The sequence below is a fragment of the Shewanella sp. ALD9 genome (assembly GCF_002836315.1).
In the GTDB taxonomy this organism is placed as follows: domain Bacteria; phylum Pseudomonadota; class Gammaproteobacteria; order Enterobacterales; family Shewanellaceae; genus Shewanella.
Genome location: NZ_PJCD01000002.1, coordinates 405,553 through 419,094, shown reverse-complemented (window position 1 = coordinate 419,094; position 13,542 = coordinate 405,553). Strand labels below are relative to the sequence as shown.

The 13,542-nt window shown below is 44.3% G+C and carries 8 protein-coding genes; 5 read left to right on the top strand and 3 right to left on the bottom strand.

Features of this window, described 5'->3' with window-relative positions:
- The first annotated feature begins 83 nt into the window (after nt 1–83).
- Entirely contained in the window at nt 84–584 is a 501-nt protein-coding gene (locus CXF88_RS05330; protein ID WP_101085889.1) for a hypothetical protein, read from the top strand.
- Nucleotides 585–701: 117 nt separating this feature from the next.
- On the opposite strand, the gene CXF88_RS05325 is transcribed toward CXF88_RS05330, so the two are convergent.
- The 3 genes from CXF88_RS05325 to CXF88_RS05315 are packed head-to-tail and all read right to left on the bottom strand — an operon-like array spanning nt 702 to nt 5,394.
- On the bottom strand, nt 702–1,991 hold the full coding sequence (locus CXF88_RS05325; protein ID WP_101085888.1) for a cytochrome c: 1,290 nt from the start codon (nt 1,989–1,991) through the stop codon (nt 702–704).
- Nucleotides 1,988–2,524, bottom strand: a complete 537-nt coding sequence (locus CXF88_RS05320) for a 2Fe-2S iron-sulfur cluster-binding protein (protein WP_101085887.1) — start codon at nt 2,522–2,524, stop codon at nt 1,988–1,990. Before CXF88_RS05320 ends, CXF88_RS05325 begins: the two co-directional genes overlap by 4 nt.
- The gene (locus tag CXF88_RS05315) at nt 2,521–5,394 is read right to left on the bottom strand and encodes a molybdopterin cofactor-binding domain-containing protein (protein WP_101085886.1); all 2,874 of its coding nucleotides are present in this window, start codon (nt 5,392–5,394) and stop codon (nt 2,521–2,523) included. Before CXF88_RS05315 ends, CXF88_RS05320 begins: the two co-directional genes overlap by 4 nt.
- Nucleotides 5,395–6,301: 907 nt before the next feature.
- On the opposite strand from CXF88_RS05315, the gene CXF88_RS05310 reads away from it, so the two are divergent.
- The 4 genes from CXF88_RS05310 (at nt 6,302) to CXF88_RS05295 (ending at nt 13,223) form a co-directional block, all read left to right on the top strand.
- Nucleotides 6,302–7,930 (top strand): methyl-accepting chemotaxis protein, encoded by a 1,629-nt coding sequence (locus CXF88_RS05310; protein WP_101085885.1) that lies wholly within the window; start codon nt 6,302–6,304, stop codon nt 7,928–7,930.
- Nucleotides 7,931–8,290: 360 nt separating this feature from the next.
- Nucleotides 8,291–9,577 (top strand): acetyl-CoA hydrolase/transferase C-terminal domain-containing protein, encoded by a 1,287-nt coding sequence (locus CXF88_RS05305; protein ID WP_101085884.1) that lies wholly within the window; start codon nt 8,291–8,293, stop codon nt 9,575–9,577.
- Between the two features lie 734 nt (nt 9,578–10,311).
- A complete protein-coding gene (gene aguA, locus CXF88_RS05300; protein WP_101085883.1) occupies nt 10,312–11,424 on the top strand; it encodes an agmatine deiminase in 1,113 nt (370 codons plus the stop codon).
- A gap of 95 nt (nt 11,425–11,519) precedes the next feature.
- Complete coding sequence (locus tag CXF88_RS05295) at nt 11,520–13,223, top strand: amidase (RefSeq protein ID WP_101085882.1); 1,704 nt, start codon at nt 11,520–11,522, stop codon at nt 13,221–13,223.
- Nucleotides 13,224–13,542: the final 319 nt, after the last annotated feature.

Sequence of the window (13,542 nt, the reverse complement as noted above, 5' to 3'; positions counted from 1 at the left end):
AGTATTGGTTTTTTTAACGGTCAGGCATATCGCTGGTTAACTATTATGACAAGCGCCTATTTAATCGCAAAGGAATCCATTTTATGAATCGACATATACTACCTCTAATCATTATCAGCACCTTAATGGTGTGTGCTTCCGGTTACAGCGTTGCTAAAGACAACGACTCGCATGGTAATAGCGGTAAACACAAATCTGAAAAACATGAAAAAAAGCATGACAAGAAGCATGACAAGAAGCATGATCACGAACAGGAAGAAACTTATCAGACCTATTTTAGTAACGATCGCCAAGTCATCGTTAATAATTACTATTATACCAACCGTGATGCTAAGCATTGTCCACCAGGATTAGCCAAAAAACACAATCGTTGCCAACCACCGGGCAGTGCTAAGCAATGGCGAAAAGGCTACTCGTTACCTGCTGATGTTGTTTACTACGATGTACCATCAGCGCTTACTGTTCAGTTAGGTCGTACGCCAGAAGGACAAAAGATTGTCCGTGTTGGTACTGATTTGCTGTTGATTAGCATTGGTACAGGTATGGTAATTGATGCAATACAAGACCTTAACGATGTGTTGTAACCTCGTTGGGTAAACCTTATTATGGCGTTAGTTTTGCCATTAATCGTTAGTGAAACGAAAAAGCCGACCAAATGTCGGCTTTTGCATAAACGGATATTCTACAACGGACTACAATGGTTAATCGCGTTCGAATATCACTTCTTTTAAATCATTAATTGTATTCAAATCTACATCACCTGGCTGATTACTCCATGTGACGCGCAGATAATTGCTTAAGTCTTTAAGCTGTTCATCACTTAACTCATCGGCATAACCAGGCATGGCATAAAAGCTGGTGGTGGTATTGTAATGTTGGCTCTTTATACCTTTAAGCATTACCGCAACGATATTGTGCGGGCTGGCTTTATCTAATGTGGCGTTACCGGCCATTGCCGGAGCAACATTAGGTCGACCTTCACCATTTTGACCATGACATCCAGCGCAATATCCCATGTATAGGTTATATCCTGGTAATTCACGCTGGTGGCCGTTAAAGGTCAGTGGTTTGGCTTCTACAGTCTCGTCAGTATCAAGTAAGTAACTGCTTACTGCATGCATGTCGGCATCGGTTAAGTGACTAAAGCTGTGGTATACCACAGGATACATGCCACCAAATACTGTACCTTTACGAGAATAACCTTCAGTAAACAGAGACTTTAAATCGTCATGAGTCCAGTTTTGTCGGTTAAGTTCAGCAGGGGTAATATCTGATGCTTCTAAGCCCTCGATAACGGCGCCTTGAAAATGCTTATCCTGCTCCATGGCAAATAAGCTGTCTCTAGGAGTATGGCATTCACCACAATGGCCTAGCGCATTGACTAAGTAATTACCTCGGTTCCAGGGCTCACTTTTGTCTTTCTTGGGGGCAAATTTTTCAGCATCATGAGCGATTAAGTTCCACGCCTTGAGACCAAATCGAACGTTAAAAGGGAAGGAGACATCATTGTCGAGATTAGCTTGCTTGATGGGTTTGGTGCTCATCAAGTAGGCATAAATCGCTTTGGTATCTTCATCGGTCAATAGGCTATAAGACGTGTAGGGCATAGCGGGGTACAAATTACCGTTAATACCGACACCGTGATGCATGGCATCAAAAAATTCGTCATAACTGTATTTGCCAATTCCGGTATCTTTATCTGAGGTGATATTGGTTGAGAATACCGCCCCAAACGGGGTTTCGAACGGCAGTCCACCGGTTAACTCTCGTCCGCCTACCGCGGTATGACAAGCCACACAGTCGCCAATCTTCATCAGATAAGCCCCACGTTCGATATCGCTACTGTTATTGCTCGCCTTATCAGCCGCGCTGCTGGAACAGGCGAACAAACCCAAGCCTAAAATTAGGCCTAAGCTGAGTAAAAGATTTTGGCGGAGATGTTTTTGCGCCTTTATTAAACGGCTTAAGTGATATTGATATAATGGCTTCATGACAGAGTTAGCCCCTCTGTCTTGAGGATCAAATCTTTGATCGCCGCATAGTATTTTACATAACCCGTACAACGACAGACGTGTTCGCCCAAGGCATCTTCAATGACTTGCTCAACTTGATCTTTGGCTATAGGTTTACGCTCTAGTCGTTCAATCAGTGCAGTCGATTCATTGACAAAGCCTGAAGTACACCAACCACATTGAAACGAGAAATGTTCTAAAAATGTTTGCTGTACAGGGCTAAGTGCAGTGATTTCACCTTGGGCATTTTGCTTAGCATGACCTTCAATAGTGCGAATCGATTTGCCATTGAAACGCTCGACGCCATTGATGCAAGTACGAACCGATTCGCTCATACCTTGTTCGTCATCGACGATTACAGTGCAGGCATGACATACACCCGCGCCGCAACCAAATTTAGTCCCGGTGAGATTTAAATACTCATGCAAAAACTCAATCATCATGATGCCATCGCCAACGTCAATCGGGCCCACAGCTTGGTTATTTATGGTTAACTTAATTGACTGGCTCATGCCATGGCCTCCTTGATTTTTTTCGCTGTCATTGGTAATTCGTAAAAACGCACTGCGGTAGCTTGGTAAACGGCTTCAACCAGCGCGGAAACAACAGGTATCATCACCACTTCGGCGATGCCTCGGCTAGGATCGGTTTCGGACAACTGCGGTAAAATAGTATGTCGCTGGCTCCAAACACCAACATGTCGCGCTAACGGCACCTTATAACGATTGATATTCCAGGTGCCATTACCAGCGCCGGCTTCAAATGGGGGTAATTCTTCATGCAATGCATGGCCAATTCCCATAGCAAGACCGCCTTGAATTTGGCCTTCAACTAACTCATTCACAATCACTTTACCGGCTTCTAACCAGGTATGAGAGCTCAATAAACTGACTTCGCCATTACCTTCATTAACGGCTACTTCTACTAAAGTGGCGCATGGAGCGTAGTAAGTCACCATGGCGTTATTCAGCTCGGCTTTAGGATAGCTCATCGCTTGACGATCAATTAAGTGATAGCCGTTTGAACTCATGCGGGCTTTGCGATCCGCGCTGCCATGATACTTGTCACCCTCGCCGTATTGCAGTGCCAATGCATCCAGTGCAATGCGTTCTTTGGTACCGAAAATCTCAAAATCAGCTTCGGCCCAAGCCCAACGGTTAAAGGCATGACCCATTACGCCAACCACTAAGCCCAAATCGTGGGCTCGTTTAGCGAGAATGTCGATTGAAAGCGGCGGGAATCCCATAGCGGTAAGCTTGCCATCAGTCCAGCGGCCGTCGCGAGAGTGATTGAGATTAGTTTTGCCCATTGGGGTGTTGAAATACAACTCGTTCCAAATCGACACCGCAGCAGGCCAGAGTCCGTGACGATAAATAATATCGGCGGCAATACGAGTGACATGGCTTTGATAATATGCCGACATAGATGCCGACGATGCCATGGCTTTAACCGGTGTCCAACGTGGATTTGCCGTCATTTCATCTTGGCGCTGCTGCGAAATAATGTATGGATTGTCGGTTTGCACTAATTGCATTGCATCCCAAATATCTATCTCAGCAAGTTTCACTTCATGAGCAAAACTACCTAATGACTCGCTGACTACCACGGCTTGTGACGTTTGAGTACCAGTACCCATTTCGATAAAACCAATTTCTAAGGTTATTTTACCGTCTTTAGATAATCTAACCGCCGCACTTGGTGCTGCAGCACCGGTACCATAATCTTTCGTCGCAATACCAAAACCAACGCCGTAAAGCATGCCTGGGTTTTTAGCCTCATAACGCGCTTTATTATCTGCACGGTTTTGCCACACAGGGTCTAGTTCGGCCATGTCGAGCATTTCACGGTATCTAAGCGTGCCATTAGGGATAGCACCTTGAGTATTACGCTGTCCTGACTCCATCACGTTAGCCGCGCGTAACTTAAAGGGATCAACCTTTAACTCAGCGGCCATCTCGTGGATCATGCCTTCCATTGCGGTCATCGATTGCAATGTACCGTAACCGCGCATCGAGCCTGCATCAGGGTTACGTGACGCATAAGATGTGGCGATAATATCGTTACGTGGGGTGTAGTAAATGCTTTGCATTGCCGTCGCCCCAACAGAGGTGACCGATGGGCTGAAATTAACTCGACCACCGCCATCAACTGTCATCTGTGAGGTTAACGCTTGAATTTTCAAGGTTGCTTTATCAACGGCTAAACGACTTTTCATGATGAAAGGATGACGCTTAAGACCGGATTGAAATTGCTCGAAGCGGTCGTTAGCTAACCGAACCGGACCGTTGGCGTAAATGGTTGCCAACACGCCATAATACGGGAATATTGAGTGATCTTTAGCGCCAAAACCGCCACCAATATAAGGAGAATGCACTACTAGATTTTTGACTTTGTCAGCCAATGGTCCAGATGACAGCATGTGTACGGCCATCTCTTGAAAGTCTTGCGGCGACTGAGAGGTAATAACGGTATGAAAGGTTTGGCTGCTGGCATCAAACCAGCCATTAAAGGCCTCAGGCTCCATCATCATAGGATCGATGATTTGAGTGCGATATTCGCGCTCTAATACTTGCCACTGTTGATCTGCTTTGGCACTCGCAATCTGTTTTTCTATCTCGCCAGCATAATACAGCCCGCGCTCAGAAACCGAGCCTTGAGCATTAGCATCACCTGACCATACCGGTTTGTGGTGCTTAACGCTGGGGAAAAATAGTCCATCGTGTAGTGGGCTATAAGTATCTTCACGGGCACCTTTTTCGCCTTCAACCCGAATAAGACGCCAGCTGGCATAAGGGTCTTTAGTGTCTGACACAAAGGGCGTTTTTTCACCAAAGCGCAATAAAGTATTGTCGAACTGCAACAATGACTTAGCTTGTTTAAATGCAGGGAAACTATCGAATAATAATATGGCTACCGCATGACCAAGATAATCTGCTGTTTGTCCCTCGGGCAATAACATATTGTCACCGTAAAACTCAGGCAATTTAACTTTGTCGCGGGCAAGGTCTGCTGCAGTAATGACTTTATAAGGCTTAGCTGAAGCCGGGAGGTGGTCGAGGGAGAACCCTTGATAGACATGGGATGCATCTGCAGCGCGTAAGATAAACGCGTAGCCTTGTTGTTTTGGCCAGCCTGCCATGTCCATTGCCCGGTAGTCACGACCATAAACTTTTTGACCGGTGACTTTAGCAATACCGTCGTTACGAAATTTGGGTTTAGATTGGCCGCTAACCTGAGTTTGCCATTGTGCAGCCAGTTCAGGCGAAATGATGGACGCATTGGCCCGACTCATTTCCCACAGTAAAGGCGCGGAATATACCGCGACCCCGCCAATAACACATTGTTTTATAAAGGTCCGTCTCGACGCGTTAGATACATCCATATCTCACCTCAGTTATTCTAAAGGGGAAAATCAGACGGCCTATTCATTGTCGCCCGATTTAGGCTTATTCACTTGATTGTCATTGCATAATTTTTGATTGCGCTGAATCTAAATTAGCACTATGTACGGTAACATACTGATTTAGGAATGCATATTTACGATTGTGATAGGGTTTCTCGGTTGCTTGCCGTGAAGTTGAATAATTCATCTTTTTGATGATTTAATCTGCGAATAAAATGATTGAGTAATTGAACGTCTCATAAAAACCGTTTCGTTTATACTTAAATTATTAAAAAGTCATCACGAGTAATATTTTATTCATTTAGAGGTGCTGATATATTTTTACTATTTAATCAATTATATAGTAAACGATCGGTGATCTCGTTAACTGTATATCTTGGACTCGATCCAAAGTAATTATTTAATTTTAGTCAGTTAAAGTAAATTCTCGATAACGATAATTATATTTTTTCATTTATTTTAGCTAATATATTGAATTGTAAGCTTAAAGTTATCGAGTTGTTTGTGTTTGTCGTTGCTTTTGGTTGCTAGTTAACTTTAACGTAAACTGCTTGTTGCTGATTTAGCTGCGCATATCTGCAAAGTGTTTTTTATAAGACCAAGATTCTAAGTTCTCCAACTTATTTTTGTCGTGTTGAATCGTTTTATCATTATTTAAAAAATTTAGTTTACAGATTTTTAATACCTTGAACAAAATCATATATATCGATGAGTATAGGCATAAAAATGTGATTTATATATTTGATTGGAGTTATATTTTATATTACATTAAAATTCTCAATAACATAATTGTAACATTTGCATTGGTTATTGTTTTTCATCGTAAAGTTCCTCCAAGGATTGATCGAGCTTTTATAGTTAATTTATTTTTACTTGGTGGTCTATTATGCTGAATTTTAAAATTAAACAAAAAATGCTCATTAGTTCGTTAATTCCATTAGCCATTCTCATCATAATTTGTGGCATTGCTGTCAATATGATGGGGAAAATCGAAGATGGAGTGATGAGGATCTATTCTGATCGGGTGGTGCCATTAGAAGATTTAAAAATCATTGGTGATGACTATGCTGTCTTAGTCATTGATGCAATAAACAAAGCCAATGCTGGCGGCTCAACCGCTCAAGATGCTGCTGAGACATTAATGAGTGCAAAAAGTAATATTGATACCCTGTGGAAAAAATATTTAGCCACTACGTTAACACCCAAAGAGAGCCAACTTAGTATTGAAGCCAATGATATGTTTGGTCCTGCGGATGAGAGAATTGATTTTCTTATCAATAAACTGCAAAACATGTCGGGGAATATTTCAGGTCAATTGACCGATGATATTATGCCTTTATATGGCGTAATTGATCCCATTAGCGGTAAAATAGCCGAATTAGTGTCATTGCAAATAAAAGTAGCAGGCGATGAATGGCGATTAACTCAAGATATATACCAATCATCAGTTCAGTTATTTATTTTCTTTACGTTATGTGCAGTTGTTATCAGTGTCGTGTTAACCATTTGGGTGCTGCGCAGTGTGATGAGGCCTGTGACTGATATTTTGATGAAACTAAAGCTCATCAAGCAAAACTCAGATTTAACCCAAGTGTTTACTCCTTATAATGATGATGAATTAGGCATGATTTCAACGAGCCTTACAGGCGTTATCACCCATCTAAGAAGCATTATCGAATCAATTTCAGATGCCGCTAATACCATCAATATTTCATCAGAAGAGTTGCAGCGTTTCACAGAAGACACTAACCATAGAATGATACAGCAGCAAGATGAGTCAGAACAAACTGCAACGGCTATGAATGAAATGACCGCAACAGTGGCTGAAGTCGTTCAAAGTACCAATTTTGCTGCTGAACAGGCGAAACAAGCTAATGATCATGCTGAAAATGGTAATATTATTGTTCGAAATTCAATCGACAGTATATCGCAGTTATCTAATCAAATTGGCACCACGGCGGAGGTGATATCTCATCTCGCTAAAGAAAGTCAAAACATTGGTCAAGTGTTAAGTGTCATTAAAGGTATTGCCGAGCAGACTAACCTTTTAGCCCTAAACGCCGCCATTGAAGCCGCAAGAGCCGGTGAACAAGGTCGAGGATTTGCTGTTGTTGCTGATGAAGTTCGTACTCTAGCTAAGCGTACTCAAGACTCAACACTGCAAATTGAAACCATGATTGGCGGGTTACAAAAAAGTGTCGTGCTTGCGGTTTCTTCAATGGATGAGGGCTTGGTTCTAGTTAATAATGCCAACGATAAAACGAGTAGTGCAGGTGTTGTGCTAAGTGAAATTGTCACTTCGGTCGACAGTATCAATGAGCTTAATACCCAAATAGCTACCGCTGCAGAAGAACAATCCTATGTGGCTGAGAGCATCAATAAAAGTATCATCGCAATAAATGATATTACTAAAGCCTCATCAGCGGCGACTGAAAAACTCACCCATTCTGTCAACGACTTACAATCACTGGCTCGTTCAATGCAACGTCAAGTGGCGACATTTAAAATAGCCTAACGTTTTTATTGATGAGGGCTGAGTTAAACTTCAGCCCTTCCTCGCAATCTCTCAGTTAATTTATCCGTACAACCTGTATGGCTAAAAAGCTAGCGAGGGCAGTGTTATATAATTCCCTTTAATTATGTTGGTTTTTTATCCTTTTGAGCATAACGGCGGCGATATTGTGATTGGCGTTAAAGAGTCGTTTTGATTAACTGAAGCAGCCGTAAGTTAGACATCACTTATTATCAATTAACGTCCTATATGTCTCAATTTCTCCACTATTTTGTGCTAGTTCAACGTTACCATCGTCAACACTATTAAAGGGGTAATTTACCGCTTACACTACAAATAGCTTAATTACCTTGAGTAATATTAATGAAACCAATTATTTGTAGCAGTGCTTTAGAGGCCGTATCCTTAATTGAAAACGGTGAAACCTTGTGGACTCATTCGATGGGGGCAACGCCAAAATTACTGCTCGATGCATTAGCCCAACATGCGTTAACAAAGCATGGTTTAACATTATTGCAGTTGCATACCGAGGGCGCTGAGTCGCTAAGTGATCCCCGTTTAAGGGATCATCTTCGCCATCGTTGCTTTTTTACTGGTTCACCCACAAGGTCACTGCTACAACAAGGTGATGCCGATTATGTGCCAATTTTTCTCTCTGAGGTGCCCAAGTTGTTTCGTTCCGGCGAACAGCATATCGACACCGCCATCGTTCAAGTTTCCCCACCAGATAAACATGGTATCTGTTCTTTAGGCATATCGGTAGAGGCAACCTTAGCAGCCTGCCAAATGGCGGGAAAAATCATTGCTCACATTAACCCCATGATGCCTCGCACCCATGGTGACGGTTTTATTCATTACAATAAGTTCGCTGCCGTGTATGAGCAGAGCATGCCGCTACCACAACACCTATTCGCCCCAAGTGATGCGATAAGCTTGGCCATCGGCCAGAATGTGGCCAAATTGGTACTTGATGGCGCTTGCTTACAAATGGGCATTGGCGCTATTCCAGATGCCGTGCTGGCGTGCTTAACCGAACATAAAGATTTAGGCGTTCACACTGAGTTATTTTCTGATGGTGTGCTTAATTTGGTCGAGCTTGGCGTGATCAATAATAGCCGTAAGAAAGTCCATCCCGGCAAGACAGTGACAGGCTTTGCATTAGGTAGCCAACGACTTTATGATTTTGTTGATGACAACCCATCGGTAATATTCATGGATATTGAGCAGGTTAATGACACGGCTATTATCCGTAAAAACCCTAATGTGATGTCGATAAACTCAGCACTGCAGGTCGATATTTCAGGGCAAGTTTGTGCTGATTCATTGGGTACTCAAATATACTCAGGTGTAGGCGGTCAGATGGACTTTATACGCGGCGCGGGGCTTTCTGAAGGTGGTCGTTCTGTTATCGCATTACCCAGTACTGCGGCTAATGGCACCGTGTCGCGGATTGCCACCGTTTTATCGCCAGGCGCTGGCGTGGTAACCACCCGTGCGCATGTACACTATATTGTTACTGAGTATGGAACCGCTTATTTACGCGGAAAATCGTTACGAGAACGAGCCCGTGCGCTTATCGACATTGCCCACCCTAAGTTTAGAGAACAGCTTTGCCAAGAAGCTTTTGATATGTGGCGACTTAAGGTTTAATCATTGTTGATTTATGAATCTTGTCATTCCGGTAATGCTTATCAGCCGGAATCCAGTTCTTCTTTTATTGTTTAGATTTATGGCCTGCGACCACATCAATTTTAGAAACAAGAGTCGATCGCAAGGTTCCACCCTGCACGGGCCAAGAGGGGATCAACAGCCATCCCTTCTTTACTGTTTATAAAAGAATTAGCAATCTGATAGGCAGGATGCCTGAATGCCTTGAAGCACATGGTCAATGATGTTGCCGACATCACTATGACATTTCCAATATCAATATAGGTCAGATATGCATGAAAGGCCTGTCAGGCTGATGGATTCTTTTTAAAGAGTCTTCAACGTCCTCAAGTTCAAAGTTCAAAGTTCAAAGTTCAAAGTTCAAAGTTGAATTTGTCCATTTCCTGGTCGAGAAAACTAACTCCGTTTCTGCCCTAAAGTAATTTCACTCATCTAATGTGCAATAAACTTACAAGCATTTTATCGTATAAATTCTTATCTATCCTATGCATACAACTATTTAGCGCAAGCAGTCTTAAATGATATGATATACAGTCATATTTCAACGAAGCTAAAACTCACCTAGTAGGACGTGGCAATTTCGGCCTAGCTATCCGTGTGATGAATACGCTATTTCGATTTGTTTATTTGATTAATGTTAGGTGTATTTCTATTCTGTCGTCCTATGTTAGGGCGCTCACCCTTATCGTTTTTAAGCATTACTGGAGATAAAATTCATGACAAACGTGAATGTGGATGCCACGCAGTTAACCACTAAACCATCTCAAGATGGTTTTAGCATGCCCGCCGAATGGGCGGCGCAGCAAGCTGTGTGGATGATTTGGCCATATCGTCCTGACAACTGGCGCTCTGCAGGGGCTTATGCTCAGGCAACCTTTGCTAAAGTGGCCGATGCCATTGGTGCTGTTACCCCAGTTTACATGGGGGTACCTAAGGCGTTTTTGGCAGAGGCCAAAACGGTTATGCCTTCTCACGTTACGTTGGTCGAAATAGATAGCAACGATTGCTGGGCTCGCGATACAGGTCCTACTGTAGTGGTGAATGCCAAGGGCGAATGCCGAGGTGTTGACTGGGGCTTTAATGCCTGGGGCGGTGATAACGGTGGTTTGTATTCACCATGGGATAAGGACGAGCAAGTCGCGCAACAAATGCTTACGCAGCATGGTTTTGAGCGTTATCAGGCTCCGCTTATTCTTGAAGGTGGTTCAATTCATGTCGATGGTGAAGGCACCTGCATGACCACGGCTGAATGTTTACTTAACAGCAACCGCAACCCAGATTTGACTCGTGAACAGATAGAAGCATTACTGGCTGAATATTTAAATGTGCAGCAGTTTATCTGGTTGCCAGACGGCGTATTCATGGATGAGACCGACGGACACATTGATAATATATGCTGTTTTGCTCGCCCAGGCGAAGTGGTTTTACACTGGACTGATGATCAAACCGATCCGCAGTATCCTCGCTCAAAAGCCGCTTTGGATATTTTGCAAAATACTGTTGATGCACAGGGGCGTAAGTTAAAAGTCCATTTACTACCACAGCCTGGTCCTTTGTATTGCACAGAAGAAGAAGCGCAAGGCGTAGTAGAGGGGACTGGTGTTCCACGCACCGCGGGTGAACGCTTAGCGGGTTCTTATGCGAACTTTTTGATTACCAACAATCGCATTGTGTTCCCACTACTCGACCCAGCAACTGACGATATTGCAGCTCAAAAATTGCAAGAAATTTTCCCTGAGTATGACATTGTCGGTGTGCCTGCCCGTGAGATTTTATTAGGTGGTGGTAACATCCATTGCATCACCCAGCAGATCCCCTCTGGACAGTAAGTAAAAACCAACGAGAACACAATGACCATTAATGTCACTATTGTTTTAATAAAATTGACTGTCAATACTTTTGGCTTTTAAGAAGAGGTCGTAACATGTTCGAAGTCACTGAGGTTTCTATTGCCGAGCTGCGTGCAGCCCTCGAATCCGGTCGCACCACAGCGGTTGAGTTAGTGAAGTCTTATTTAGCTCGGGTTGAGGTTTATGACGGCCCAGCGACACAGACCAAGCTAAATGCGCTGGTGGTTCACAATCAAGATGCGATTAAGGAAGCTGAAGCTTCTGATGCGCGCCGAGCGCGTGGTGAAACGCTGAGTCCACTCGATGGTATTCCTTACACTACCAAGGACAGCTACTTAGTTAAAGGGCTCACTGCGGCTTCTGGTAGTCCAGCGTTTAAGGACTTAATTGCTCAATATGATGCATTTGCTGTTGAGCGCCTGCGCGAAGCGGGTGCCATTTGCTTAGGTAAAACCAACATGCCACCTATGGCTAATGGTGGTATGCAGCGCGGTCACTATGGCCGTGCCGAAAGCCCATACAATGCTAATTATCTTACAGCTCCCTTTGCCTCAGGTTCTTCCAATGGCGCGGGTACTGGTACCGCCGCAAGTTATTCTGCTTTCGGCCTAGCTGAGGAGACATGGTCGAGCGGTCGTGGTCCTGCATCGAACAATGGCCTGTGTGCATATACTCCATCACGCGGTGTAATCTCTGTGCGCGGTAACTGGCCGTTAACACCGACGATGGATGTTGTAGTGCCTTATACTCGTACTATGGCCGATATGCTTGAAGTACTTGACGTTATTGTGGCAGACGACCCTATTACTCGTGGTGATTTATGGCGTCTACAACCTTGGGTTGATATCCCAAAAGCATCAACCGTGCGTCCAGCATCGTATCTGGATCTTGCCGCTCAAGCTGACACGCTTAAAGGCAAGCGTTTTGGGGTGCCGCGCATGTACATTAATAAAGACGAATTGGCTGGCACCAGCGAAAACCCGGGCATTGGCGGCCCGACTGGTCAGCGCATTAATACTCGAGCGTCGGTGATCGACCTTTGGCAAGCTGCACGCAAAGCGCTGGAATCTGCCGGAGCTGAGGTCATTGAAGTGGACTTCCCGCTGGTTTCCAACTGCGAAGGTGACCGACCTGGTGCGCCGACCGTGTTCAATCGCGGCATCGTCACGCCTGAGTTTCTCGAGGATGAGCTGTGGGCACTATCGGGCTGGGCTTTAGATGAATTTTTACGTGCTAACAATGACCCTAAACTGAACAAATTAGCTGACGTTAATGGGCATTTGATTTTCCCGCATGACTTAGGCACTTTGCCAAACCGTGAGGGCGACCTCGCAGCTGGCATGGATGAGTACGTCAACATGGCCAAAAGAGGTCTCAAGTCGTATAACCAAATCGATAGCATACCGGATGGTCTGCGCGGCTTAGAGAAGACGCGCAAGTTGGATCTGGAAGACTGGATGGACGAGCTCAAACTTGATGCAGTGCTGTTCCCAACCATGGCAGATGTAGGTCCAGCAGATGCGCACATTAATCCTGCTTCAGCTGACATCGCCTGGAGCAACGGTATTTGGGTCGCTAACGGCAATCTTGCTATTCGCCACTTAGGTGTACCAACAGTTACTGTGCCGATGGGGACAATGGCCGATATTGGCATGCCAGTAGGGTTAACTTTCGCAGGCCGTGCTTATGACGACAACAACCTGCTGAGGTTTGCGGGTGCATTTGAAGCGACAGGCAGCAAGCGCCTGATCCCTACACGCACACCAGCGCTTAGCTGATAAGCCTCAAGAAGTGAAAAACGGGATTGGTTACTGCGCGCCAATCCCGTTTTTTTAACTCAAATGTAGATACATCTTTAACTTATTTTCTATATACAGTGGGCGGGTCATACACACTAGATCAAAGTCGCAAGTTTCACTCTGCACGGACCAAATCCACTGTCGTTCCGGTAATGCTTGTGAGCCGGAATCCAGCTCTTTTTTTATTCTTTAGATTTTATGGCCTGCGGCCACTAACGTCGTGGCGCTTCACCCACACCAGAGCAAAGGGGTAAAGCGCTTGTACCCCTTTGCAAACCCTCAGCGTTCCGGCAACATT